The following is a 26,158-nucleotide window of genomic DNA, read 5'->3' on the forward strand; positions in this document are numbered from 1 at the left end:
TTTTGCTGTCGCCGTGCTTATAACGACTCGACAGTTGGGGCGCCTGACCCCAAACACCGGCGTTCTTCACTACACGCCGATGCTCAAACCCGCGCAGCTTAGTGCTGGCTCATCCACGACGGATGACGGGTGGTCGCCTCACGGTCCAGCTTGCGCATACGGAATTCCAGATCGTACAGATCGGTTGCTTCTGCGAGGAAGGCGTCAGCGCGTTCTTTCGCGAGTTGATCGGGCGATTTGGTCAGAAACAGAAACAGGCGGCTAAGCAGATACATGGTCAACCTCGACAATGAATTTAGGCGTTAACGCCTAAGGGATAACCCCTATTATAGGGAAAACCCTAGGAACGCGCTAATACTCATTTCGAGGTGTTGCTCAAACCTCACCGTGCGTCGGCCGAAGCTTCCGTGGCGGTGCTTTCAGCGATACGGCCAGTCCCTGTGCGCCGCTGATGCCTGAAGAATTCCCACACCATGGCGCTCGCGTCCGGACCTTTGGCGGAATGGAACGGTACGGCGTCGTCGCCACCGCTCCACGCGTGCGCGAGCCCTTGCACACGGCACAGCCGTACCACACGCCGACCGCCGCGCAGATAGTCGCGCATCACCACGCCCCCTTTGCGCTCTTCCTTGACTTCGCCGGCTTTGCGCGCGCCTTTCTCGTCGACGATCCGGTTCAGGCGAAGAAATTGCACCGCCAACTGCTCCGCATTGACTGGTGCGACTACATGGTCGGTGTCGCCGTGGAGAATGATGGCCGGCATGCCGGGATACTCAGCGACGTTGACGAGTTCGTCGACGAGTTCGGCCGGCTCACGGCGGGCGCCGCGCCGCATCACGTCCATCGCCGTAATACCCGAGCGTGCCTCCCCGAAAGCGGGGCCGGAATGCAGTGCGACCGCAGCGAAATGCTCCGGATAGTTGACGGCCAGAAGCGCTGCCAGGCCGGCGCCCGCAGAGATGCCGGCAACATACACGCGCTCGCTGTCGAAGCCATGCTGGGCAACCAGCGCATCCACCAGCGAGACGACCGCACGCGCCTCGGCGCCGCCCGCGCTATCGCCGGCGTCGTACCAATGCCAGCAGCGATGCGCATGCACGTGCTTCGACTGTTCCGGATAAACCACCGCAAAGCCGTAGCGGTCCGCCAGTACATTCATCCGCGTGCCTTCCGCGAATTCGTCGATCGACTGGGTGCAGCCGTGCAGCATCACGACCAGCGGCATGGAGTCGTGCGCATGGCCGGACGGGATATACAAACCGTACTGAAGATGGTTGACGAGCCGCCCAGGCGCGGCGGGCGCCGAATGAAACGAGCGCGTCCACGCGCCGCTCGCCCATGCCGAAGCACGCGGGCGAACCCGCGACTCCCGCGGCGCGGCGCGCGGCGCTTCGCGTTTCGCGGATGCACGCAGCGCGGCCACCGGCTTGGCAGGACGAACCTTAGCTGATGGTTTGCTGGTGGCGGCGCGGGTCGGCCGTGCGGTAGCGCGCTTGGTCGTTGCGTGGGCGTGCTCGGTTTGAATAGCGAGCAGCCGCTTGAGACCGCGCAGCCAGATTTTCGATAGACTTTTTGCCATCGGCGGGTAACCTCGCAAAAAGGGACAGGTGCCGTTCGATAGAACGACGCTTTGTTGTGCAATGCACAATAACACCAATCCTCATGCGATGCTGGCGGTCAGAACCACTGCCGAACACCGATTTTTCCGCGCGGCGAACCTTGCAGCCGCAACATCGTCAAACCTCTGCAAGCCTTGTTCGCCAGCCAACGTCCCGTGACAAAAAGCCTGGCGCGCGGCAAGCCTGCTCCGAAGCACCCGTCTATACTGGCTGGTAATTAATTTCGGAACACGCCTTCGCGGCGTCGGCGATTTGCGCCGTTCGCGCGTTAAATCCATTACCAACCGATTCTACGCGGCCTTGGTCGCTCTTTTGCCATGCCCGATTTACCTGTCCACCTGTGGTACTCGATCACCAGCCTCGGCAGCGCCGGCATGACGCTGCCGCTCGCGTTCGCCATCGCGCTTTGGCTGGCAATCGGCTACACGTGGCGCATGGCTGTCGGCTGGTCGCTGCTGCTTGGCGCGGCCATCGGCGTTGTGACGGTGACCAAGCTGGCCTTTCTCGGCTGGGGTGTCGGCATACGCGAACTGGATTTCACCGGCGTCAGCGGTCATGCCATGCTGTCTACCGCCGTCTATCCGGTCGCGCTGTTCCTGATGCTGCTGCCGGCGCGGCCCGCCATGCGCCTGCTTGGCGTCGTGTTCGGCCTGGCCGCGGGCGTCGCGGTCGGCTTGTCGCGCGTCGTGCTGAGCGCCCATTCGCCGTCTGAAGCAGTCACCGGCTGCCTGGTCGGCGCACTGGCGGCGCTGGTCTTTGTGCGCATGGCGTGGAATCTCGAGCCGGGCCGGTTGTCGGCGTGGCCCGTCACCGCGTCTCTGATGGTCCTCGCGGTACTGATGCACGGCGTGCACGTGCCGACGCAGCGCTGGGTCACGCACATCGCGCTGAAGGTGTCGGGTCACGACCGGCCGTTCATCCGCGCCAAATGGCGGTCCTTGCGCGACGCACGCCCGGGCGCGGCGCCGCTGTCGCAAACCCTCAACACGCTCACGCTGCCGCACTCGTCCGACGTCTGAAGCACATCCGGCCGGGTGCCCGACCGGTAATTGAAGCCCACGCTCACCGACCCGCGCTGCCACTTCATGCGCGCAATTGAATAATCGTCATGGGTACCGCTATAACCTTACGTATATTACGATAGCGTTTTAACCCATCGCTCCGGCCTGGGCCGGACATCCAGACCTTCATGACATTGTCCCGCCGCCTTGTGAAACATGCGCTGTTCATCGCCAGCGCCGTCTCCGTTGCCGTCAGCGCCAACGCACGCGCCGACGAACTGGTGGTCTCGGCCGCCGCGAGCCTGACCAACGCGTTCAAAGCAGTGAGCGAGGTGTTCGAACAGCAGCATCCCGGCACCAAGGTCCTGCTGAACGTCGGCGCGTCCGACGTCCTGATGCAGCAAATCGTCAAGGGCGCACCGGCCGACGTGTTCGCCTCCGCCGACCAGAAAGCGATGGACAAAGCCGCGGCGGAAAAAGTGATCGTTCCGGCCACGCGCAAGGATTTCGCCGCCAATTCGCTGGTCCTGATCGTGCCGACCGATAGCCATTTCGCGCCTGCCTCCCTGAACGAGCTGACGTCGGCAAATGTGAAGCGGGTGGCTTATGGCGATCCGGCTTCGGTGCCGGTTGGCCGTTATACGCAAGGCGCGCTGCAGGCCGCGGGCGTGTGGGACGCAGTCAGCGCGAAGGCCGTGCTGGCATCGAACGTACGCCAGAGCCTGGATTACGTGTCGCGTGGCGAAGTCGACGCCGGCTTCGTGTTCAGTACCGACGCCGCGGTCATGCCGGACAAGGTCAAGGTCGCGCTGAACGTGCCGACGCAAACGCCGATCACCTATCCGATCGCGCAGGTCGAAGGCAGCCGTCATGCTGCCGACGCGCAGGCCTTCATGAACTTCGTGCTCTCGCCGGCCGGCCAGGCCGTGCTCGCGAAGTACGGCTTCAAGCCCGCGCACTAACTCAGGTACCGCGCTCATGCAACAGGCCTGGATTCCGCTCCTGCTGTCCCTGAAAGTGGCGGCCTGGGCCACCGCGCTCAATCTGGTGTTCGGCGTCGCGGCCGGTTTCGGTTTGTCGCGCTGGCGCTCAGGTGCGCGCGACGTGATCGACTCGTTGCTCATGCTGCCGCTCGTGATGCCGCCCACCGTGCTCGGTTACTACCTGCTCGTCGTGCTCGGCCGGCGCGGCGTGATCGGCGGGTGGCTCGACCGTTTCGATATCCAGTTGGTGTTCACGTGGCAGGGTGCGGTCATCGCATCGACAGTGGTGGCGTTTCCGCTCGTGCTGAAATCGGCCCGCGCCGCTTTCGAGGCGGTCGATCCGCAGCTCGAACGGGCCGCGCGCACACTCGGCATCAGCGAGACGGCGATCTTTTTTCGTGTGACGCTGCCGCTCGCCGCGCGCGGCATTCTCGCCGGCGGATTGCTGGCGTTTGCGCGGGCGCTCGGCGAATTCGGCGCGACGCTGATGATCGCGGGCAACTTGCCGGGGCGCACGCAGACACTTTCGGTGGCGGTCTATTCAGCCGTGCAGGCCGGCGACGACAGCACCGCCAATTTCCTCGTGCTCGTGACTTCGGTGACGTGTGTCGTGATCCTGTTGCTCGCGGGCCGTCTGGTGCCGCAGCACACGCTTTTGACGTCCCGCTGATATGCCGCTTGCTGTCGACATCCGCAAGACCTTCCAGAGCGCCGAGCGCCGTTTCACGCTCGATGTCGCGTTCAGGACGACGACGCAGCGGGTCGTGCTGTTCGGGCCGTCCGGCGCCGGAAAGAGCCTGACGCTACAGGCTATCGCCGGCTTGCTGCGTCCCGACGAAGGGTCGATCACACTGCATGGCAACGCGCTATTCGACAGCGCGCGCGGCGTCGATCAGAAACCGAAGGCACGCAAGATCGCCTATCTGTTTCAGGACTACGCGCTATTTCCGCATCTGAATGTGCGGCAAAACATCGGCTTCGGCTTGCAGCAGAGTTGGCTCAATCCGCGCGCGCGATTCTCGCATCCACAAGTGGATTACTGGCTCGAAGCGCTCGAATTGAAAAGCGTGGCCGGCAATTATCCTGCGCAGCTTTCGGGAGGACAGAAGCAGCGCGTAGCACTAGCGCGGGCACTGGTCGCGCAGCCTCAGTTGCTGCTGCTCGACGAGCCGTTTTCCGCGCTCGATAGCGCGCTGCGTCAGCGCATGCGCAGCGAGTTGTCGGACCTGCAAACGCGGCTCGATATCCCGATGGTGTTGATCACGCACGATCCCGACGACGTCGCCGCCTTCGGCGATCAGGTCGTACAGGTCAGCGATGGCTGCGTGCGCGAGAATCAGACGTTCGCGGGCTACGTACGCAGTGAGTCTTGAGCACAGGGCGCGCCCTTTCCGCGCCCTGCGCCCTGGCTCACTCAGTCTTTCACGCCCAGAATCACACTCGACGCCTTGAATGCCGCAACCGCGATGCCGCCTTCCACAAGCTTGAGCGTGTCGACGCTTTCGTTCGTGACGACCGCGGTAATCACCGTGCCGCCGTCCAGCACCAACGACACCTCCGCGTTGATCGCCCCGCGCTTCACGCTCTGCACAGTGCCGCGCAACTGATTGCGCGCGGACAGTTGCAGCGGCGCGCCGTTGTCGTTCTCCACCAGCAGCACGACCCACGATGCCTTGATCAACGCGAACGCCGGCGCGCCCGTAACAAGCCCCAGCGTCTCGGTACTTTCATGCGTGAGCACGGCCACAATCGTGTGGCCGCCCGGCAGCGCCAGCGACACTTCGTCGTTGACCGAGCCGCGCGTGATCGCCGATACCGTTCCATAGAGCTGATTACGCGCGCTCGTTCTGACGCCGATGCGGCCGATCAGATCCCACTCGGTCGCAAACCCCTCAATGGCCGCACCCGCTCGTTCAAGAAACCGCCGATGCTCCCGCTCGACCGCGCGAAACGTGTCGATCAGTTTCACCGCGCGCGGCGTGAGCGTCGTACCGCCACCGCCCTTACCGCCGGTGGAGCGCACGACGAGTGGCTCGCCAGCGAGGTTGTTCATCGTGTCGATGGCATCCCACGCGCCTTTGTAGCTCATGCCGATGGCTTTCGCCGCGCTGGTGATTGAACCGGTCTCGCCGATCGCCGCAAGCAGCGCGATTCGCGCCGCGCCGCCGAGCGTTTGCGCGCCCGCCTGAAACCAGATGGAGCCACCGAGTTCAAGGGATTCGTGAGGCGGATCGATGCGGTGGGATGTCATGGCGGCGGGTTCGTTGTGCGAGGAAAGGACAGCGAACCATTATAGCGACGCGGTACTCTCCGGCGGCAGCGCATCAGGTTCGTCACGCCGCCTGCCGCGCCCGCCGCTCACTCAAAGCGCGTACTGCGCAATCCCATTTCCGAACGACCAGTTTTCCTTCAGCACTTCGACGAGATTGATGAACACATCCTCTCGCCGCAGCCCCGGCGACTCCGCCAGTTCATCCGCCATGCGTTGGTACAGCGCCTTCTTTTGTTCGAGCGTACGCGTGTTGTTCAACGTGATCTGAATGATCACAAGATCGTCGCTGCGTTCGACGTTCAGATACTGCTTGTCGTAGACAAAATTGCCGGCGTCGTGCTCGGTGATCAGCATGAAGATGTCGTCTTTCGGCACATTGAAGGTGTCCACGAGCGAACGCTGAATGCTGTCCGTCAGCGCCTTCCGGTATTGCGCCGGCTTGCCGGCGCGCAATGCGATTCGTGTGAGCGGCATGGTGAAACTCCTTGCTTGCTGTGATGGGGTAAACACAGCTTAGGCGCGCTCATTCATAATAAACAGACATCACTGGCTATTTCATCTATATTCAATTGAAATGAAAGTCCTCGATCTCGATGCGGTGCGTGCCTTCGTGCTGGTCGCCGACCTGCATAGCTTCACACGGGCCGCCGATGCGCTCGACACCACGCAATCGGCCGTCAGCCTGAAGCTCAAGCGGCTGGAGGCCCACCTCGGCAAGCAGTTGCTCGCGCGCACGCCGCGCGTGGTGCGTCTCTCCGCGGATGGCAACGCGTTCCTTGTCGCGGCTCGCGATCTGCTGAGCGCGCATGAGCGGGCGCTCGGTTCCTTGTCGGTCGAGCGCCGGCGGCTCACGCTGGGGCTGAGCGAGCATGTCGCGGGACCGAATTTGCCGCAGTTGCTGGCGCGGCTCAACGCGCACGATCCGGGTCTGGTGGTCGAGTTGCATCTGGGCACGTCGGCGGCGCTAGTCGCGCAATTCGACGAGCGCCGCCTCGACGCGGTGATCGTTCGCTATGGCGCCGACGAGCCTCCGCGTGACGACGCGCAGGTGCTGTTCAGCGAGCCGCTTGGCTGGCTCGCCACGCCGGAATGGCTGCCGCGTACTGGCGAGCCGTTGGCGTTAGCGCTGCTGAGTCCGCCATGCAACGTGCGCGAAGTCGCGCTGCACGCGCTGAACAAGGCGGGGCTGGCGTGGCAGGAAGTGTTCGTCGGCGGCGGCGTGGCGGCGGTCGGCGCCGCGCTCTCGGCCGGCCTCGCCGTGTCGCCGCTGGCGCGTAGAGTCGCGCCGCGAGGCCTGGTCGATGTGGGTCTGCGGCTAGGGCTGCCGCAGTTGCCGGAATCGCGCGTGACGCTGCATTCGCGGGTGCGGGACAAGCGGTCGATGGAGACGTTGCGGTTGGTGACGAACGGCCTGGCCAGCGGTTGAGGCATTCAGACGCGCTTTCATAAAAACCCAAGCGGCTACGGTATATAATCGTTGCCATGCCCATCATTGCCCGGATCGACGGGCTGATCGTGGTTATCTACCCTCACGATCACGCCCCGCCTCATGTTCATGTTCATGTTCTAGGTCCGGATGGTGAGATTATCTTTATCTTGAATTGTCCCAACGGCCCGGTTTCCATCCGCGAGGCCCGAAGGTATTCAGAACGCGAAGCGCGCCGGCTGGCAAAACGCATTACCGAAATGGTGCCGTTCCTGTGCTCCGCATGGAAAGGAATCCACTCATGAATCGCAGCGAAGAATGGCGGCTTGCGCGGGAGCGCGGCGCCGAAACCGCCAGGCGTCCGGCCGCGCGCAGCGCATGTTATAAACCGCGCACGAAACGGCTCGAAATCACGCTGACCAACGACATTTCGCTGTTAGTGCCCGTCGCCTATATTGAGGGGCTGCACAATGCGTCGGCTGTCGATTTGCGCTCGATCGAGATTTTCGGTCTCGGCTCGGCGCTCGTTTTTCCGGCGCTTGATGTGGTCGTGTCGGTGCATGGTCTGATCGACGGTGTGTTCGGCTCAAAAGCATGGATGCGCGATATTGGCCGTACTGGCGGCAGCGTGAAATCCGAGGCGAAATCGGCGGCTGCGCGCGAGAACGGGAAGAAAGGCGGCCGGCCGCGAAAGGCCGCATGAGGGTTATCACCGCTTATCACCGCAAAGGCACTTAGTGGACCTCGACCCCCGACAAACCACCGCGGTGCGCGCGGTCATCGAAACCGGCAGTTTCGAGCAGGCCGCCGCGCGCCTGAACATCACGTCGTCGGCGGTATCGCAGCGTGTGCGGGCGCTCGAAACACGCCTCGGCAGTCCGCTGATCGTGCGCACCCGCCCGTGCCGCGCAACGCAGATGGGCCAGCGCCTATTGCAGTATTTGCGTCGCGCCGCCCTGCTCGAAGACGACTTTGCCAGCGATCTGGCAGGCGCCAATGAAGCGCTGCTGAACGTCGCCGCGGCCGTCAACGCGGATACGCTCTCCACGTGGTTTTTCCCCGCGCTCGCCGAGATCCTTCTGCGGGAAAACGTCCTGCTGGATCTGACCGTCGACGATCAGGATCACACCTACGCGCTGCTCGCCTCCGGTCTCGCGATCGGCTGCATTACGACCGAACCGGCTCCCATGCGCGGTTGTTTCGCGGAACGGCTCGGCGCGATGCGCTACCGGCTGGTGGCGTCGCCTGCGTTCGTCGAGCGCTGGTTTCCGAATGGCCTGACGCGTGAAAGCGCGCGGCGCGCGCCGGTCATCCTGTCCTCACGCAAGGACGCGTTGCAGGCGCGCTTTCTCGAGACACGCTTCGGTCTGCCGCCGGAGGCTTATCCGTGCCATTACGTGCCCGCACCGGTGCCGCGCTACATGGCAATCCAGCGTGGCCTGGCGTACGGCATGGTGCCCGAACTGGAATTCGGCGACGCGGTGGAACGCGGCGAACTGGTCGATCTCGCGCCGAAGCAACCCACCGACGTCGAGTTGTACTGGCATGCCTGGAAGGTCCAGTCGCCACGGCTCGAAACGCTCTCGGCGCGCATCGTCGAACTCGGCCGCGCCGCGCTTGGGCCGCCGGGGGCAAAGACCAAACGCAAACGCGCCGCCTGAACCGGTGAATAGTTAGTGAAGGATCGGTGGCAACGAACCGCTGCTGGCGGTCGCGGGATTAGTGTTTGAGCCTGCGGGACTTGCGGTGACGTTCGCGGCAGCGGGGCCCGGCGCTCCGTTTACGGCCTTGGCCGGCGCGCTCATTGAGGTCGAAGCACCGGTTTTCGCCGTCACCTTGACCGCGTGAGTAGGTGCTGCATGGCCTTGAATCAGGTTGGCGCGCATGACCCTGCCTTGGCCCGGTTTCCCCGGTTTCGCCTGAGCGATTTTTGCGTGCGGCTTTTTACCCTGCGCGATCACGGCTGTTTTCGACTTAGGCTTGCCCGCGCCCTTGAGCGCGCCGCCGTGGCCAACATTCTTGCTGGCGACCTTCTTTACGTCGCCATGCACGCCGCTCTTCGACGCCGACGCAGCCCGTTGCGCGCCATGCTGAGCGCTCGCCGCGTGCGTCAAACCCGTCTTTGCGCCGGCGACCGGCTTGACCTTGGTGGCACCTGCCGCTTTCTTTGCGTGCTTCGCCGCGTGCCCGGTCGCCTCGGGCGGGTTCCACACTTCCGCATAACCAGCGGCCATTGCCGCACCCGACACACACCACACTGCAACTGCTGTTGCTACTGCACGAACCCACATCTCCTGCTTCTCCTGATCTTCGGCCTCATAACGAGCCGGGATTATATTCTCTTGCAAAAATCCATTTTTAGACTAATATCAATCACAAGTACAGATAAGGACTCACTCAGTCATGGCTCACGCTGCCCGCGCCACGCAACCCGAACTGCCGATTCGTCGGCCTGCTTCGGAACCCACGCTTACCGAAATGTCGGCGGCAGGCTTGCGCGCGTTCTTCAATATCGCGCGAGACTGGGATTTGAGCGCCGAAGAGCAGATCGTATTGCTAGGCTCGCCGGGCCGCTCCACCTATTTCAAATGGAAATCCGCCCCGCAAACGGCACGCTTGGGGCGCGACACGCTGGAACGCCTGTCGCTGCTGCTAGGCATCTATAAGTCGCTACAAATCCTGCTGCCGCAACCCGGCGCCGCCGACACCTGGGTCAAGCGCCCCAATAGCGCGCCGCCATTCGGCGGCCGCCGCGCGCTCGACCGCATGCTGGCCGGCAACATCAGCGATCTCGTGGCCGTGCGCCAGTATCTCGACGCAATGCGAGGCGGCTGGGCGTGACAAAACCGCTTTGGCAGGACCGCTGGCGCAGCGCGCCGCTCGACTGGTCGCCCGCGTATCGCGTGATTCCCACGCGCTTTCCGGCCGTCAATCTGTTCGATCGGGTCGCCTCGCCCGAAGACTTCGACGCGCTCTATGCGCTCGAAGCAATGACCAACGACCGCTTGCGCACCGAAGTCGGCGAACTCGATCTCGTGCCCCGCGAAGAGCGCCGTTTCGGCCCTGGATACGGCCCGATCATGGCCGCGCTGACGCACCTGAATCCACTCGGCAGCCGCTTCTCGGACGGCACGTATGGCGTGTTCTACTGTGCCCGCTCACGGGCCACGGCAATCGCCGAGACGCGCTATCACACAGGGAAGTTTCTGGAGGCAACCGCGGAGCCGCCCATGCGCCAGCAGATGCGCCTCTATACCGTGGTGGCGCAAGGCAATGTGGTCGATATCCGCGGCGACGCGTCGCTCGATCCGGCGGTGCTGTCGCCCGACGATTACGTCGCCGGGCAATCGCTAGGCCGCGCCGTACGCGAGGCCGGCGCGCCGGGCATTGTGTATCCGTCGGTGCGGGATGACGAAGGCGAATGCCTCGCCGCGTTCAGAACCACGCTGCTGCGCGACTGCCATCACGCGGCGTATCTGGAATACAACTGGAACGGCACCACCGTCGATATCGTGTTCGAGCTCAATCAGGTGGGTTGAGCGGCCATCAGGGCAGGGCCAACGCCGCCGCGCCACTCTCCCGCGCCGCCTCGACCGAGATCGACCAGCGCCGTAACGCCAGCGGCTCGACAATCGTCAGCTTGCCGCCGGGCCCGAATGCGCCTGTGTCGATAAACACCTGCGAGCCGATCTGCTGGATATCGCGTACGGGCGTATGACCGCAATAGGTCAGCGAAAGGCCACGCTGGCGCTGCGGATCGCCATTGCCCACGGCCAGATCGCGCCCCCACAGCAATTGCTGGCGCGTTTCGTCGGAATAATTCCCGGCGTCGAGTTCAGCGTCCGTGCCGAAGAATTCGGCATGCAGAATATTGAAGCGCTCCTTACCGCTGCCCACTACCCGCACGAGCGGCAGCGTCCGGAGACGTTCGGCGTACTGCTGCAAGCGTTCGTCGGGGACATTCGCGGCCCACGTCCCGCCGATTCCATACCACCACTGCCGCCGCATGCGTCCATCGACGACCGCGCACAAGGTGTCTTCGTGATTGCCGAGCACCGCGTAAAACCAGGGCTTGTCGAGCAGGGCCAGCGCCTGCTCGGAATGTTCGCCGCGGTCCACCAGGTCGCCGACCGAAAACAGCCGGTCGCGCGCCGGGTCGAACGCGATGTCGCGCAGCAGATAGCGCAATGCATCGACGCAGCCATGCAAATCGCCTACGACAAAGTCGCGGCCGCTTGAATTGGTCAAATGATGCTGGACGGGATTGACGGGTACGGAAGCCATGCGTTCATGATAGATCGGCATGCACAAATGCGTATGCGCGCTCCCTATCTTTTCCTGGCGTGCCAAAGCACCGGGATCACGTAGAAACTACGCAAAAATGGCGCGCCGCCGGCATAACTTACCGGGAAACGCGCCATTGACGCAGTCGTTATTGCTGAGTGCGCAACCTGGCCACCTGATCCACCGTCACCGTGGACTGCGGATTGCCGAACTGTTTGGTCACGTAGTTGGTGATCGCCGCCACCTGATCGTCGGTGAGCTCGGTGCCGAAGGCGGGCATCAGCACATCGGCCTGTTTCGTCGTACGAGTCACGCCGTGCAGAATCACCATCGCCAGATTGTTGGCGTCGCTCGCGCCGACCGCCGAGTTGTGAATCAACGAGGGGTACGCCCCCGGCGCGCTTGCGCCGATGCCCTGACCCGTCCAGTTATGGCACGTCGCGCAATTGGCGATGAACAGCTGCGCGCCGTTCACCGCATTGACCGTGGTGCCGCGCAACGTGGTGACGTCGTCGGCGGCGGGATTGCCCCACTGGTCGCGCGGACGGGATTCTCCGCCGCTGATCGGCGGCAGCGAACGCAGATACTTGACGATTGAGCCGACGTCCTCTTGCGTCAGGTATTGCGTGCTGTCGGTCACGACTTCGGCCATCGGGCCGGCCGCATTGGCGCGGCCCGGCGCCGCCCCGGTCGACAGATACGTGGCCAGTTCGTCATCGCTCCAGTTGCCCACGCCGCTGTTCTTATCCGGTGTGATGTTGTACGCGTGCCAGCCGGCCTGCACCGCGCCGGAGAAACGCGAACTCGTCTTCAAGCCCTGCATGAAATTGCGCGGCGTATGGCACTCCTCGCAATGCGCGAGTCCCTCGACCAGATACGCGCCGCGATTCCACTCGGCGCTTTGCTTCGGATCGGGAACAAAGCGGCCTTCGTTGAAATTGAACAGATTCCAGAACACCATCAGCCAGCGCTGGTTGAAGGGGAATTTCAGGGTATTGCCCGGCGGCGCGTAATGGATCGGCGTCAGTGTCTTCAGATACGCGCGAATCGCCATCACGTCCTGATCGGTGACCTTGGTGTACTCCACGTACGGAAACGCCGGATACAACCGCTCGCCGCCCTTGCCGATACCTTCGTGCATCGCGCGCAGAAAATCGGCGTCGCTCCATTGGCCGATACCGGTGTCCGGATCCGGCGTGATGTTGGGCGTCACGATCGTGCCGACCGGCGTGTTGATCGGCAGGCCGCCCGCAAACGGGCGTGATTTGTCCGCTGTGTGACACGCGACGCAATCGCCGACGCGCGCAAGGTACTCGCCGCGCTTCACGAGATCGCCGCCGGCCACCGCCGCCGGCGTACCCGCCGCATTGGACGGTTGCGAGGCATCGTCCGCGTGAGCCTGCGTGATCGGCAGTTCATCGTTATGCCGTTCGCCCGGCCCACGTGCTTCGTGCCACGCAACGTACAGCGCGAATAGCGCAAAAATGGCCGCCAGCGTCGCCACCCGCAAACGGCGACGACGCATGCTCCGAACAGGCAGAGCGGCCGGCTGCACGCGAGAGGTGTTTTTCATCATGTTGGCTCTCCGTTCAGGCTCAGATTTCACGCTTGAGCTTGTCCGCCAGTTTCAGCGACAAGGCCGCGATCGTCAGCGTGCAATTCACGGAGGCTGCAGTGGGCATCACGCCGCTGCTGGCAATGAACAGATTCGAGTGATCGTGCGTGCGGCAATCCACGTCGACGACCGAATCCCCGGGATCGCTGCCCATGATGGTGGTACCCATGATGTGATTGTTCGGCGCGAACGTATCGTCGAACGAGACCTCGGCGCCGCCGAACAGCGCGGCGATCTGCGCGTAAAGCTCATGCGTGTTCGCCGCGCTCTTCTTCACGTAGTCGTTGATTGAGTAGTAGATCTCGGGTTGCGCAATGCCCAGCGCATCCTTGTGATCCGCCGATGGCACCACGCGGTTCTGCGGCTCAGGGAGATGCTCGTGAAAGCTGTTGATGTTCAGCGTGCGAGCCGCGCGATCGCGAATCTGGCGGTCGAGCTCGGCGCCCGTCACACCCTTTTTCAGCAGGTCGGCGGTCACACCCATGGTCGGCACGCCATTCGACAGATGCAGCTTCTTCGCCGCGTAATCGGAGCGGAACGCGCCGTCGCGGAAGTTGACGATCGAGGTCATTTCCATCGGCCCGCGCCCAGGCCACAACGGTTCGTTGGCGAGGAAGGTGACGCCGGTGCCCGGATGGTCCATCAGGTTACGGCCCACCTGGTCGGAGCTATTGCCGACACCGTGCGGGAATTTGTCGGAGGTCGACATCAGCATCAGCTTCGGCGTTTCGATGCCGTTTGCGGCGAGCACGAACAGCTTGCCGGTCACGCGCGTGCTGTTGCCGTTCGGGTCCTTGTAGTGGACAGCCGTAATGAGCCCTTTGTTGTCCGCTTCGACGCGGTACACAACCGCCTCGGCAATCAGCTTCGCACCGGCCTGCTCGGCCTTCTCGGCATGCACCACGCCGTTGTACATCGCCGCAATCGGGCAGATCGGCATGCAGTTGTTGTTGCCGCAGCAGGTGGGCCGTGCATCGTAGGGACGGCTGTTGCGCGCGACCGGCTCGGGCACCACCTTGAAGCCCTGCGCGTTGAGCACGTCGCTAAAGCGCTGATCCATGTACGAAAGCGGCAGTTGGCTCATCGGATAAGGTTGCGAGCGCGGTGAACCGAGGTCGACCGTGCTGTCCGGGCCGGAAACACCCAGTTGCACCTCGGCCGCCTGGTACCACGGCTCCAGGGTCTCATACGGATAAGGCCAGTCACGTCCCACGCCATACAGCGTGTGCAACCTGAAGTCCGCCGGCAACAGCCTCCAGGCGGCGGCCGCCCAGTGCCACGTCGTACCGCCCACCAGCCGCACATACTGTGAGTTGTACGGATAGTCGCCCTTCTGGATCAGGTAATTGTTGGCCGGCGAGTACTCGGGATGCGGCGCGTAAGGCGTGGAGGGATAGGGCGTCGCGAAGTCGGACTTGGCCGGCGAGTTGCGGAAGTTCTCGACGATCTGCCAGCGCGGAATTCGCGGGCCGGCCTCGAGCAGAATCACCGACGCACCGGCCAGCGCCATCTGATGTGCAACCAGCCCGCCTGCCACGCCCGATCCGACTACGACGATGTCGGCGGAATTTGAGTTTGCCATTGTTGCCCTCTTATCCTGGCTTATCGTTGCTTGCTGATCCCACGTGCCGGCGTTTCGTCGAACGGCTCAGTCAGGCGATCCGGCGCTACGACAATCGATACGGCACGCGCGAGAGGAACGTCGTTCAGGTGCTCACCGGTTTCTGCGTCCAATAGAACGGCACGTCGCGGCAATAGGACGGAATTGTCAGCACGTCCTTGACCGGTTCGAACATCAGCGCTTTTTCATAAGCGACCACGTCGACATGCGGCATGTCACCCACGAGACCGAGATACCACGCACGCATGATCGCGCTGACGGACTTGGCGAGCGCGGGCTGATCGGCCGCCAGTGCCTGCGTGACGGTGTCGGACGGCACCCCGCCGTGGCCTTGCAGCCACGTGTTGAGCGCGGCGACGTTCTGCGCGAACTGGCTGTCGGATTTCGCAAGCGCGTCATAGACCCGCTTGCCGAGCACGGCGTCGAAACCCGTGCGGCCGGTGAGACGCTGCGAGAGCGCGAGGAAAGCGTCGAGCCCGCCGCCGGCGGGCGCGTCGGCAAACGCCGGGGCGACCCACGAGAACGAACGGCCCGCGCCGGCAAACGCGAGCGCCGCGGCAGCGGCACACGCGCCCAGCACCCACGCCCGGCGCGAGGCTGAAAACGAACGCGAAACTTGAAGCGGAGGCGACTGCGAGGACGATGAAGTAGACGACGGGAACCGGGCCAAATGCGTCACTTCGTGGTGCGCATCTTTGTTCTCGGAAGCATCTGTCATGGGGACTCCAGATGGTGAGTCGATCGTGAGTCATTCTCAACGGGCAACGCCGCCGTAATGTGGCATGGCGCGAAAAGCGCCCGCGCGTTACCTCGATTTCTCTACCCCAAAAAATCTGGCCTGGCGCCGCTTAAGCGGTCTCGTGAGACTGCATGATGCCGATGCGAAGCGCATTACGTTGTGTTGATGAAAGGCTCGTGACCGGCCTGGGCGCACGGTATGCAAGGCGACAGGCGTGCCGCCTGCCAATCGCCTTTCAATCAGACCCCGTAAGCTGGACCACTGCAAAAGACTATAGCCTGTGATTCACCGATTCGACAAATGGCGCTCGAAGCGCGAGTAGAATTCGCGACACAGTCGGCCTTCCCTTGATCACATGTCCATAAAATACTATCCACAGGTTCTTCGCAATCGACCACGTATGCTGGTGGGCCTCGCCGTCGGCCTCGTGGTCGCACTGCTGCTGCTCCCCAAACACGCAAGCCCGATGGCGCGCACCTTGGCCGGCTGGGATGCCGCGGTATGGAGCTATCTCGTGCTGATCTGGATGCACATGGCTATGGCCGACGAAGGCCGGGTCCGCGAGTTCGCACGGCGCGACGATGAAAACGCCGGCGTGGTGCTGGTCGTGATCTGCGCAGCCACGATCGCCAGTATTGTTGCGATCGTGCTCGAACTTGCCTCGGTGAAGGGCACGGCCGGCGCCTCGACGCTTTGGCACTATCTTCTGACCGGGCTCACGTTGTTCGGTGCATGGTTCCTGATTCCGACCATTTTCACGATGCACTACGCGCGGCTGTACTACGACCTGGATACGACGGAAACCGCGCTGCTGTTTCCCGACCACAAGCTCCAGCCGAACTATTGGGACTTTCTGTATTTCTCGTTCACCATCGCGGTGGCCTCGCAAACCTCGGATGTCGTGCTGCGCTCGCGGTCGATCCGCCGCGCGGCACTCGCACAGTCGATCCTGTCGTTCTACTTCAACGTCGCCGTGCTCGGCTTGTGCGTGAACATCGCAGCGGGCCTGCTCGGTTCGTAGCCGTGTAAAACCCGGACGACGCCCGCCCGTTTTACACGCGGGCCGCCCGCGCCCGCGGGCAACTTCGCCCCGATGCCACTTCCGCGCCCCTTCCTGCCAGGCGCGCATCCCCACCTTTTCGCTTCGGTCCATCCGGTCTAAAAACGCACTGGCACAACGTTTGCTGCGTCTTGCGAATAGTTCTGGCCGCTCGCGCGCTTTCGACGCCTGGCGTCAAAGCACCTGTTACTGGCCAGCGGCGTGACGATCTTTGCACTACATTGACCAGTACGCGCCCTCGCTTTGCGCATCGCGCGGTATCCGGCTCTGGAAGCCCAATGAGCGCTGTGATCGCATGTCAATTGCATCCACACCGCAGCAGGACGAATCTGGAAACGACCGATGGAATCCCCAAACGGGTACGCGCCGCGGATTTACTTTTTTCATTCACTTCTCGTCGGGCCGCTCGATGCATGGCCCGCACAGTTTGCTCACGCAGCCGGGCTGGGCTTCGATCACGCGCTGATTGGCAGCGTCTTCGAGCCCGGGCGAGGCGGGCATGGGCAGGTGGTCGGCAACCACAGCCGGCTGCATCCTGTGTTCGAGACCCAGCAATCTGCCACGACAGCGATCCGCACGCTGGCACAGGCCGCTCGCCAGAATGGCCTGGCCTTGCTGGTCGATCTGGTGATCGACCGGATGGCCGCCGATGGCGTGCTATACGCAGAACATGCAGACTGGTTCCACCCATTCGAGTCTGAAGAGGCACGCCTCGATCCGCGCCACGTGCACCGCGAGGACAACGTCGCGTATGCCAACTTCAACGACGGCGCCAGCCGTGCGGCGCTAGTTGGCTGGTGGACCCAGCAACTGCTGGCACTCGCCGACGCGGGCGTGAGCGGCTTCCGCTTCGATTCACCACACCGTGTGCCGGCCGCCGTTTGGCGGCAACTCGGCGACGCGGTTCGCGCAAAGCACCCGGAAGTGCGCTTCCTCGCCGCGACGCCGGGTCTCGCCCGTGGCGATCTGCTCGGCCTCGCAGGCGCGGGCTTCGACAGCGTGTTTTCGTCAGTGCGCTGGTGGGACTTCCGCGCCAGCTGGATGGTGGAAGAACATGCGGCCCTCGCCCGCATCGCCGCCCCGGTCGCCTTTCCGGAAGCGCCTTACGGCACCCGCCTTGCCGCCGACCTCGGCGAGGCGCACGACGCCGCCATCGTCGAGCGGGCCTACCGGCGCGCGCTGTTCGCGTCGGCCTCCATCGGCACCGGCTGGATGATGCCGATGGGCTTCGAGTACGGCATCGCCGAGCCGATGTCGCAAACACGCGGCGACGCGGCGCAGTTCGCGCTTGCCAGCCAGTCGAAGCGATTCGATCTCTCCGAGCGGATCAGCCATGCGAACCAACTGGTAAGCAAGACGAAAACGTTGCACAGCAACGGCGAATTGCGTCCGCTAAGCGGGCCCGGCGCGCCGGCAGCCGTGTTGCTGCGCGCCGACACGGCCGATCTGCGCGACGCCGGCGAAGCAATCCTGATCGCCATCAATCCCGAACTCGGTGCGCCTGTGCGCGTCGATCCCGCGCGCTTCCTGGCGGGCGTACCGGGCAATTTCACGCGCTTCGTGCCGCTCGACGCGCCCGGACATGCCACGCCCGCCACGTTGACACCATTCACGCTCGCAGCCGGCGCCGTGCGCTTGTTCCGCGGCGTCGCCGAGCAGCCGATCCGGCTCGCGCCGCCGATCGACAAGGCGACCGGCAAGCGCAGCGGCCACAAGACGGTGCTCGAAGCGATCAACGCGCCGCGCGTGGCGATCGAGAGCGTGACGCCCGCGGTCGACAACGGCCGCTTTCCCGCCAAGCGCACGGTGGGCGAGCGCGCCGAAATCACCGCCGCGATCTTCGCCGAAGGACACGACAAGATCGCCGCTGCCGTCATCTGGCGCGCAGCCGACGAAACCGCCTGGCACGAAGTCCCGATGCGCCCGGCACAACCGGCTGGCCTGGATATCTGGAGCGCGCGCATTCCGCTGGAACGGCTCGGCCGCCACGAATTCACGGTCATTGCATGGCGCGACGACTTTGCTTCGCTGGTCGAGCATATCCAGAAGAAGCTGAAAGCGGGCCAAACCGTCGAACTCGAACTCGAAGAAGCCGCGCATCTGTTCGCACTCGTGCTCGCCGAAGTGGAAACGGTAGAGGGCGCCGTGACCGAACCGCTCGAGCAAATCGTCAAACGCTTCACCAAGGCGGACGCCGCAACGAAGCTCGCCTTGCTGCTCGAGCCGGCCACCGCGCAGGCCATGAGCGCCGCGCGCCACCGGCCGTTCCTGAGCCGCGATCCGATCGTCTACAAGATCGACGCCGAGCGGACCGCCGCGAGTTTCGCCAGCTGGTACGAAATCTTCCCGCGTTCGATGAGCGACGACGAGTCGCGTCACGGCACCTTTGCCGATGTCGTCACAAAATTGCCACGCATCCGCGACATGGGTTTCGACGTGCTGTACTTCCCGCCGATCCACCCGATCGGCATGACGAACCGCAAAGGCCGCAACAACACGCTGAATGCACAACCGGGCGATGTCGGCAGCCCGTATGCAATCGGTGCGGCCGAAGGCGGCCACACCGCCGTGCACCCCGAACTCGGCACGCTCGACGACTTCAAGCAGATGCTGGCCGCCGCGCACGCGCACGGCCTCGAAATCGCACTCGATTTCGCGATCCAGTGCTCGCCGGATCACCCGTGGCTCAAGGAGCATCCCACCTGGTTTGCGTGGCGTCCCGACGGCACGCTGCGTTACGCGGAAAATCCGCCGAAGAAGTATCAGGACATCGTCAATCCGGACTTCTATGCGCACGACGCCAAACCTGATTTGTGGCTCGCGCTGCGCGACGTTTTCCTGTTCTGGATCGAAGCCGGCGTGCATATTTTCCGGGTGGACAATCCGCACACCAAGCCGCTGCCGTTCTGGGAATGGGTAATCAACGACGTGCGCTCGCGCTATCCCGACACGATCTTCCTCGCCGAAGCCTTCACGCGGCCGCGCATGATGAACCGCCTCGGCAAGATCGGTTTCTCGCAGTCGTACACGTACTTCACGTGGCGCGAATCGAAGCGCGATTTCATCGAGTACATGACCGAACTCACGCAAACCGGCGCGCGCGATTTCTACCGGCCCAATTTCTTCGTCAACACGCCGGACATCAACCCGCGGCATCTGCAATCGTCGGGGCGTTCGGGCTTTCTGATTCGCGCGGCGCTCGCGTCCACACTCGCCGGTTTATGGGGTGTGTATAGCGGTTTCGAATTGTGCGAGGCCGCCGCGCTGCCGAACAGCGAGGAATATCTCGACTCCGAAAAGTATCAGTTGCGTGCATGGGACTGGAACCGGCCGGGCAATATCGTCGGCGAAATCAGTGCGTTGAACCGGATTCGACGCGCGAACCCGGCGCTGCACACGCATCTCGGCCTCACGTTCCTCACCGCGCACAACGACAACATTCTGTTCTTCGAGAAAGCGACCGAAGCACGCGATAACGTCATCCTGGTGGCAATCAATCTCGACCCGTTCAACGAACAGGGGGCGGATATCGAATTGTCGTGGGACACTTTCCAGCGTTGGAATCTGCACGATCATGGCGCACTGGAAGTGACCGATCAGATGACGGGCGCCCGCTTCGAATGGCACGGCCGCTGGCAGCATGTCCGCCTCGGTTCGGATCAACCGTTTTCGATCTGGCGCATCGCGCCGCTTGGCGGCCTGCCCGCCGAGCGCCCCGCTGCTGCCGACAGCGACTATCACGCAGACGACGCTGGCAACCCCACCTCTACGGAAGGCGCACATGAAGCGTGACGATCCAGCCCAAACTCCGCCGCAAGCCTCGACCAACGTGAGCACCGGCAGCGCCGCGAAAGCACGCTCGCATCGGCGCGGCAAACCCGCGGCCTTGAGCGACGATCCGCTCTGGTACAAAGACGCGATCATTTATCAGGTGCACATCAAGTCGTTCTTCGACGCGAACAACGACGGCGTAGGCGACTTTCCCGGCCTGATCGCGAAGCTCGATTACATCGCCGAACTCGGCGTCAATGCGATCTGGCTGCTGCCATTCTATCCATCGCCGCGCCGCGACGACGGCTACGATATCGCCGACTATCGCAATGTGCATCCGGACTACGGCCAGCTTTCCGACGTGAAACGCTTCATTCAGGAAGCGCACGCACGCGGCATCCGCGTGATTACGGAGCTGGTGATCAACCACACGTCGGATCAGCACCCATGGTTTCAGCGCGCCCGCCGCGCCAAGCCGGGGTCGAATCATCGCAACTACTACGTGTGGTCCGATACCGATCAGAAGTACCAGGAAACGCGGATCATCTTTATCGATTCGGAGCCGTCGAACTGGACCCATGACCCGGTTGCGGGTGCTTACTATTGGCACCGCTTCTATTCGCACCAGCCCGATCTGAACTTCGACAATCCGGCCGTGCTGAAGGAAGTGCTGCAGATCATGCGCTTCTGGCTCGATATGGGGATCGACGGGCTGCGGCTAGACGCCGTGCCGTATCTGGTCGAACGCGAAGGCACCAACAACGAGAATCTGCCGGAAACGCACGAGGTGCTGAAGAAGATTCGCGCGACCATCGACGCCGAGTACCCGAACCGCATGCTGCTCGCCGAAGCGAACCAGTGGCCGGAAGACGTGAAGGAATATTTCGGCGACGAAGACGAATGCCACATGGCGTTCCATTTCCCGCTGATGCCGCGCATCTATATGTCGATTGCGAGCGAAGACCGCTTCCCGATTACCGACATCATGCGCCAGACGCCGGACCTCGCCCCCAGCAATCAGTGGGCGATTTTCCTGCGCAATCACGATGAACTGACGCTCGAAATGGTCACGGATTCCGAGCGCGACTATCTGTGGAACACCTATGCAAGCGATCGGCGCGCGCGCCTGAATCTCGGCATTCGCCGCCGTCTCGCCCCGCTGATGGAGCGCGATCGCCGCCGCATCGAGCTGATCAACTCGCTGCTGCTGTCGATGCCCGGCACGCCCGTGATCTATTACGGCGACGAACTCGGCATGGGCGACAACATCCACCTTGGCGACCGCGACGGCGTGCGCACGCCGATGCAATGGTCGTCGGATCGCAACGGTGGATTCTCGCGCGCCGATCCCGAGCAACTGGTGCTGCCGCCGGTAATGGGCGCGCTGTACGGCTTCGACGCCGTCAATGTCGAAGCGCAAAGCCGCGACCCGCATTCGCTGTTGAACTGGACCCGGCGCATGCTCGCCACGCGGCGCGCGAAACAGACTTTCGGACGCGGCACGATCCGTTTCCTGAAGCCGGAGAACCGCAAAATCCTCGCGTATCTCCGCGAATTACCCGGCGAGCCGCCGATCCTGTGCGTGGCGAATCTGTCACGCGCACCGCAAGCGGTCGAGCTGGATCTATCCGAATTCAATGGCGCGGTGCCGGTTGAAATGACCGCGGATTCCGTATTCCCCGCGATCGGCCAGCTCACCTATCTGCTGACCTTTCCGCCGTACGGTTTCCTGTGGTTCTTGCTGTGTTCAGGCGGCCAACGCCCGACCTGGGCGCAGGCGCATTCCGAGCCACTGCCCGAATTCGTCACGATCGTGATCCGCGAAGGCCAGGTCGGTCCGACACCGGAAAACGTCCGCTTGCTCGAATCGGAAGTGCTGCCGTCGTGGCTGAGCCGGCGCCGCTGGTTTGCCTCCAAGGATCAAAAGATGCACGCGGTGCGTCTCGCCGCGTTGACCACGATTCCTCAAGGCGGCTTCGCGTTCACCGAAATCGAAGCCGACGTGGGCGACCATACCGAACGCTACGTCGTGCCGATCGCGATCACATGGGGCGGTGAAACCACGACGCCGCTATTCCTTCAACTGGCGCTGGCGCGCGTTCGCCGTGGCCGCAATGTCGGCCATCTGACCGACGCGTTCGCGCTGCCGATCTTCGCCCACGGGGTATTGCGCAAGCTGCGCGAGCGCGCGGTGATTCCGACCGTGCAGAAGAGTGAGATCAGGTTCATCCCGACCGAGCGTTTCTCCGAACTCGCTCATCTCGGCGAGCAGCCCGAGATTCGCTGGCTGGCGGCCGAACAGAGCAACAGCTCGTTAATCATCGCCGATGCCGCGGTGCTGAAGCTGGTCCGGCGTCTGGTGAGCGGCATCCATCCGGAAGCCGAAATCAGCCGCTACTTGACCCAGCTCGGCTACGCGAACACCGCGCCGCTGTATGGTGAAGTGGTGCGCGTCGATCCCGAAGGCGTGCCGCATACACTCGCGATCTTGCAAGGCTATATCGACAACCAGGGCGACGCGTGGAACTGGTCGCTCGACTACCTGCGCCGCTCGGTGGATGAACTCGCCATCGCGGTCGATACGGAAGCACAATCGCCGGACCGCGACAACGAAGCGATTCTCGTGGACGGCTACAGTGCGCTCGCCGGCATCATCGGCAAGCGCCTGGGCGAATTGCACGTGGCGCTCGCTTCGCCGTCCGACGACCCGGCGTTCGCCCCCGAACCCGCCAGCGCCGAACAGGTGAAGGCGTGGGTCGACGGCACGCAATCCATGCTCGCGAGCGCGCTCGATCTGCTTGCGCCGCGTATCGAGCAGATGAGCGATCCGGACACCAAAGCGTTGGCGCAAAGCCTGATCGACCGTCGCGCGGCGCTGGTCGACGCGGTCAGCAAACTGATATCGGGCAACGCAGGCGCGTTGCGCACGCGCATTCACGGCGACTTCCATCTGGGGCAGGTGCTGGTCGCGCAGGGCGACGCGTATCTGATCGACTTCGAAGGCGAGCCCGCGCGTACCCTGGAGGAGCGGCGCCAGAAATCGAGTCCGCTGCGCGACGTCGCCGGCTTGATGCGTTCGCTGTCCTATGCGAGCGCCGCGGCGCAGTCCACGACGGAAAGCGCGCCGGTGCAGACCGCCGATCGCAAGCGCGCCCTTTTCGAGCGTTTCCGCGCGCACGCCACCGAAACATTCCTGAAAGAATACCGGGCCGCTGCCGCCGCTTCGCCGACGCAACTCGTCGCGCCGGAAGCCGAACAGGCTCTGCTCGATCTGTTCCTGATCGAGAAAGCCGCGTACGAAATCCGTTACGAAGCGGCCAATCGGCCGACGTGGCTCAGTCTGCCGGTACGCGGCCTTGCCGCGCTCACCAGCCGCCTGCTCGGCGACACCGGTAAGCACGATCCGTCAACCCAGGCGCCAGGCGCCGCCGCACCGCCTACCCCGGCCGAGGGCGATTATGAGTGAGCACGATCCGGCCGCAGGCCTCCAACCACTGGATATCGACGCGCTCGTCGAAGCGCGTCACCCCGATCCTTTCTCGCAGCTCGGCATGCATCAGACGGACGCGGGTCCGGTAGTGCGCGCGTTGCTGCCGAACGCTTCGCACGTCAAGGTTATCGCGCGTGCCGATGGTTCGACGCTCGGCGAACTCGAACAGCTCAAACCGGGGCTGTTCGCCGGTCGCGTGAGTTCGGCGGCGCCCTATCGTCTGCGTATCGACTGGCACGGCACCGTGCAGGAAATCGAGGATACGTATTCGTTCGGCCCCATTCTCGGCGACGAACCGCTCGGGCGTCTCGCTGGCGGCGATCCCTATGCGGTGCTCGAGTGCCTCGGCGCACGCCCGATGGAAGTGGACGGCGTGCCGGGCGTGCGCTTCGCAGTGTGGGCGCCGAATGCGCGGCGCGTGTCGGTAGTCGGCGACTTCAATTCATGGGATGGGCGCCGTCATCCGATGCGACTGCGTCACCAGGCCGGCGTGTGGGAATTGTTCGTGCCGCGCGTCGGCCCGGGCACGCGTTACAAGTACGAGTTGCTTGCCCGTGACGGCCATCCGCTGCCGTTGAAGGCCGATCCGTGTGCCATGCAAACGGAAAAGCCGCCGGGCACCGCGTCGGTGGTCGCGCACGTCGACGAAATCGAGCAGTTCGCGTGGACCGACCACGAGTGGATCCAATCGCGCGCCGACAAACAGACGCCGCGCGCACCGATCTCGATCTACGAAGTGCATGCCGAATCGTGGCTGCGCGTCGCCGAAGAGGGGCAGCGCGGTTTGACCTGGGAGGAACTCGCCGAACGGCTGATTCCCTACGTTAAAAGCATGGGCTTCACGCATGTCGAGTTCATGCCGATCGCGGAGCATCCGTTCGGCGGCTCGTGGGGTTATCAGCCGCTTGGACAGTTCGCGCCATCCGCCCGTTTCGGCAAGCCCGAGCAGTTCGCGCTGTTCGTCGACAAGGCACACGCGGCCGGTCTCGGCGTGATTCTCGACTGGGTGCCGGCGCACTTCCCGAACGACGCGCATGGCCTGATCGACTTCGACGGCACGCCGCTCTACGAGCACGCCGATCCGCGCGAAGGCTATCACCAGGACTGGAACACGATGATCTACAACCTCGGCCGCAACGAGGTGAGCGCGTTCCTGGTGGCGTCGGGACTCGCCTGGTTGAAGCGCTATCACGTCGACGGCCTGCGCGTGGATGCGGTCGCCTCGATGTTGTATCGCGACTATTCGCGCAACGCCGGAGAGTGGGTGCCGAACATTTACGGCGGCCGCGAAAATCTCGAATCGATCGCGTTTCTGAAGCGGCTGAATCATGAAGTCGGCTATGTGCCAGGCGTTCCGGGCGCGATCACGATTGCGGAAGAATCGACCGCATGGCCAGGGGTGACGGCGCGCGTCGAAGACGGCGGCCTCGGCTTCCAGTTCAAGTGGAACATGGGCTGGATGCACGACACGCTGCATTACATGCAGGAAGACCCGGTGTACCGCCAATACCATCATCACATGATGACGTTCGGCATGGTGTACGCGTATTCCGAGCGTTTCGTGCTGCCGCTTTCGCACGACGAAGTGGTGCACGGCAAAGGCTCGCTGCTTGGCAAGATGCCCGGCGACCGGTGGCAAAAATTCGCCAACCTGCGGGCGTACTTCGGCTTCATGTGGACGCATCCGGGCAAGAAGCTGCTGTTCATGGGCGGCGAATTCGGCCAGATGGCCGAATTCAACCATGACGCGTCGCCACACTGGCATCTGCTCGACGATCCGAACCATCACGGCGTACAGATGCTCGTGCGCGATCTGAACCATCTGTACCACGAGGACCCCGCGCTACATCGGCTCGACAGCGAGCCAGGCGGCTTCCAGTGGCTGGTCGGCGACGACAGCGGCAACAGCGTGTATGCCTACCGCCGCAGCGATGGCGAGGGGCGCGAACTTGTCGTGGTGTGCAACATGACGCCGGTGCCGCGCCTCGGCTACCGGATCGGCATGCCGCGCGGCGGCCGCTGGACAGAAGTGCTGAACACGGATGCCAGCGTGTATGGCGGCTCGAACATGGGCAACGGTGGCGTGATCCATACCGACGACACCTCGAGCCACGGCTGGCCGCATTCCGCCGCGCTGACGCTGCCGCCGTTGGCGACGATCGTGCTGCGCGCGGACTGACGGATGAAGAGTAAGGCGAGCGCGCGGCCGACAGGTTGCGCGCTCGTTGCATGAAATCCCACGAGAGCGTTCATAAAACAGAACAAGGAACGGGAATC

23 protein-coding genes are annotated in these 26,158 nt (G+C 63.6%); 14 read left to right on the forward strand and 9 right to left on the reverse strand.

What is annotated here, in order from left to right:
• Positions 1 to 98: 98 nt before the first annotated feature.
• Positions 99 to 275, reverse strand: a complete 177-nt coding sequence (locus HWX91_RS00535) for a DUF3563 family protein (protein ID WP_081833034.1) — start codon at positions 273 to 275, stop codon at positions 99 to 101.
• Positions 276 to 382: 107 nt separating this feature from the next.
• Entirely contained in the window at positions 383 to 1,579 is a 1,197-nt protein-coding gene (locus HWX91_RS00540; protein ID WP_028196157.1) for an extracellular catalytic domain type 1 short-chain-length polyhydroxyalkanoate depolymerase, read from the reverse strand.
• A gap of 357 nt (positions 1,580 to 1,936) precedes the next feature.
• Here HWX91_RS00540 and HWX91_RS00545 point away from each other — a divergent pair, with 357 nt between their 5' ends.
• From HWX91_RS00545 to HWX91_RS00560, 4 genes are all read left to right on the forward strand, one after another.
• Positions 1,937 to 2,638: a phosphatase PAP2 family protein gene (locus HWX91_RS00545; protein WP_028196156.1), complete on the forward strand. Its 702-nt coding sequence runs from the start codon at positions 1,937 to 1,939 to the stop codon at positions 2,636 to 2,638.
• Between the two features lie 170 nt (positions 2,639 to 2,808).
• On the forward strand, positions 2,809 to 3,582 hold the full coding sequence (gene modA, locus HWX91_RS00550; RefSeq protein WP_028196155.1) for a molybdate ABC transporter substrate-binding protein: 774 nt from the start codon (positions 2,809 to 2,811) through the stop codon (positions 3,580 to 3,582).
• A 16-nt stretch (positions 3,583 to 3,598) separates the two neighbouring features.
• Positions 3,599 to 4,273 (forward strand): molybdate ABC transporter permease subunit, encoded by a 675-nt coding sequence (gene modB / locus HWX91_RS00555; RefSeq protein ID WP_028196154.1) that lies wholly within the window; start codon positions 3,599 to 3,601, stop codon positions 4,271 to 4,273.
• A 1-nt stretch (position 4,274) separates the two neighbouring features.
• A complete protein-coding gene (locus HWX91_RS00560; RefSeq protein ID WP_028196153.1) occupies positions 4,275 to 4,976 on the forward strand; it encodes a sulfate/molybdate ABC transporter ATP-binding protein in 702 nt (233 codons plus the stop codon).
• A gap of 41 nt (positions 4,977 to 5,017) precedes the next feature.
• Here HWX91_RS00560 and HWX91_RS00565 read toward each other — a convergent pair whose 3' ends face one another.
• Complete coding sequence (locus HWX91_RS00565) at positions 5,018 to 5,854, reverse strand: TOBE domain-containing protein (RefSeq protein ID WP_028196152.1); 837 nt, start codon at positions 5,852 to 5,854, stop codon at positions 5,018 to 5,020.
• Between the two features lie 111 nt (positions 5,855 to 5,965).
• On the reverse strand, positions 5,966 to 6,349 hold the full coding sequence (locus HWX91_RS00570) for a tautomerase family protein (RefSeq protein WP_028196151.1): 384 nt from the start codon (positions 6,347 to 6,349) through the stop codon (positions 5,966 to 5,968).
• A gap of 100 nt (positions 6,350 to 6,449) precedes the next feature.
• On the opposite strand from HWX91_RS00570, the gene HWX91_RS00575 reads away from it, so the two are divergent.
• The 4 genes from HWX91_RS00575 to HWX91_RS00590 are packed head-to-tail and all read left to right on the forward strand — an operon-like array spanning position 6,450 to position 8,962.
• Positions 6,450 to 7,301, forward strand: a complete 852-nt coding sequence (locus tag HWX91_RS00575) for a LysR family transcriptional regulator (RefSeq protein ID WP_028196150.1) — start codon at positions 6,450 to 6,452, stop codon at positions 7,299 to 7,301.
• 56 nt (positions 7,302 to 7,357) lie between these two features.
• The gene (locus HWX91_RS41270) at positions 7,358 to 7,606 is read left to right on the forward strand and encodes a DUF4160 domain-containing protein (protein ID WP_081833033.1); all 249 of its coding nucleotides are present in this window, start codon (positions 7,358 to 7,360) and stop codon (positions 7,604 to 7,606) included.
• Positions 7,603 to 8,004 carry a DUF2442 domain-containing protein gene (locus HWX91_RS00585; protein WP_028196149.1) on the forward strand — a complete coding sequence of 134 codons (402 nt, stop codon included), beginning with the start codon at positions 7,603 to 7,605 and terminating at the stop codon, positions 8,002 to 8,004. Before HWX91_RS41270 ends, HWX91_RS00585 begins: the two co-directional genes overlap by 4 nt.
• 34 nt (positions 8,005 to 8,038) lie before the next feature.
• Positions 8,039 to 8,962 carry an HTH-type transcriptional regulator ArgP gene (locus HWX91_RS00590; protein ID WP_028196148.1) on the forward strand — a complete coding sequence of 308 codons (924 nt, stop codon included), beginning with the start codon at positions 8,039 to 8,041 and terminating at the stop codon, positions 8,960 to 8,962.
• A gap of 12 nt (positions 8,963 to 8,974) precedes the next feature.
• On the opposite strand, the gene HWX91_RS00595 is transcribed toward HWX91_RS00590, so the two are convergent.
• Positions 8,975 to 9,592, reverse strand: a complete 618-nt coding sequence (locus HWX91_RS00595) for a hypothetical protein (protein ID WP_028196147.1) — start codon at positions 9,590 to 9,592, stop codon at positions 8,975 to 8,977.
• Positions 9,593 to 9,704: 112 nt separating this feature from the next.
• Here HWX91_RS00595 and HWX91_RS00600 point away from each other — a divergent pair, with 112 nt between their 5' ends.
• Together HWX91_RS00600 and HWX91_RS00605 are read left to right on the forward strand one after the other, a co-directional pair.
• Positions 9,705 to 10,142 carry an MbcA/ParS/Xre antitoxin family protein gene (locus tag HWX91_RS00600; protein ID WP_028196146.1) on the forward strand — a complete coding sequence of 146 codons (438 nt, stop codon included), beginning with the start codon at positions 9,705 to 9,707 and terminating at the stop codon, positions 10,140 to 10,142.
• Positions 10,139 to 10,840, forward strand: a complete 702-nt coding sequence (locus HWX91_RS00605) for an RES family NAD+ phosphorylase (protein WP_028196145.1) — start codon at positions 10,139 to 10,141, stop codon at positions 10,838 to 10,840. Before HWX91_RS00600 ends, HWX91_RS00605 begins: the two co-directional genes overlap by 4 nt.
• A 7-nt stretch (positions 10,841 to 10,847) precedes the next feature.
• Here the strand turns inward: HWX91_RS00605 and HWX91_RS00610 are convergent, their stop codons facing one another.
• The 4 genes from HWX91_RS00610 to HWX91_RS00625 all read right to left on the reverse strand — a co-directional run bounded on the left by HWX91_RS00610 (position 10,848) and on the right by HWX91_RS00625 (position 15,539).
• Positions 10,848 to 11,585, reverse strand: coding sequence for a metallophosphoesterase (locus HWX91_RS00610; protein ID WP_028196144.1), 738 nt, complete (start codon positions 11,583 to 11,585; stop codon positions 10,848 to 10,850).
• A gap of 148 nt (positions 11,586 to 11,733) precedes the next feature.
• Positions 11,734 to 13,161 (reverse strand): cytochrome c, encoded by a 1,428-nt coding sequence (locus HWX91_RS00615; protein ID WP_028196143.1) that lies wholly within the window; start codon positions 13,159 to 13,161, stop codon positions 11,734 to 11,736.
• Positions 13,162 to 13,180: 19 nt separating this feature from the next.
• The gene (locus tag HWX91_RS00620; RefSeq protein WP_028196142.1) at positions 13,181 to 14,782 is read right to left on the reverse strand and encodes a GMC family oxidoreductase; all 1,602 of its coding nucleotides are present in this window, start codon (positions 14,780 to 14,782) and stop codon (positions 13,181 to 13,183) included.
• A 124-nt stretch (positions 14,783 to 14,906) separates the two neighbouring features.
• A complete protein-coding gene (locus HWX91_RS00625) occupies positions 14,907 to 15,539 on the reverse strand; it encodes a sugar dehydrogenase complex small subunit (protein WP_028196141.1) in 633 nt (210 codons plus the stop codon).
• Positions 15,540 to 15,915: 376 nt separating this feature from the next.
• On the opposite strand from HWX91_RS00625, the gene HWX91_RS00630 reads away from it, so the two are divergent.
• The 4 genes from HWX91_RS00630 to glgB all read left to right on the forward strand — a co-directional run bounded on the left by HWX91_RS00630 (position 15,916) and on the right by glgB (position 26,060).
• Complete coding sequence (locus HWX91_RS00630) at positions 15,916 to 16,581, forward strand: DUF1345 domain-containing protein (protein WP_028196140.1); 666 nt, start codon at positions 15,916 to 15,918, stop codon at positions 16,579 to 16,581.
• A gap of 381 nt (positions 16,582 to 16,962) precedes the next feature.
• A complete protein-coding gene (locus HWX91_RS00635; RefSeq protein ID WP_081833030.1) occupies positions 16,963 to 20,412 on the forward strand; it encodes a maltotransferase domain-containing protein in 3,450 nt (1,149 codons plus the stop codon).
• Positions 20,402 to 23,857 (forward strand): maltose alpha-D-glucosyltransferase, encoded by a 3,456-nt coding sequence (gene treS, locus HWX91_RS00640; RefSeq protein WP_028196139.1) that lies wholly within the window; start codon positions 20,402 to 20,404, stop codon positions 23,855 to 23,857. The genes HWX91_RS00635 and treS overlap by 11 nt, the downstream gene beginning before the upstream one ends.
• Positions 23,850 to 26,060: a 1,4-alpha-glucan branching protein GlgB gene (gene glgB, locus HWX91_RS00645; protein ID WP_028196138.1), complete on the forward strand. Its 2,211-nt coding sequence runs from the start codon at positions 23,850 to 23,852 to the stop codon at positions 26,058 to 26,060. The genes treS and glgB overlap by 8 nt, the downstream gene beginning before the upstream one ends.
• Positions 26,061 to 26,158 lie beyond the last annotated feature (98 nt).

Source organism: Paraburkholderia fungorum (assembly GCF_902833645.1).
Lineage (GTDB): Bacteria > Pseudomonadota > Gammaproteobacteria > Burkholderiales > Burkholderiaceae > Paraburkholderia > Paraburkholderia fungorum.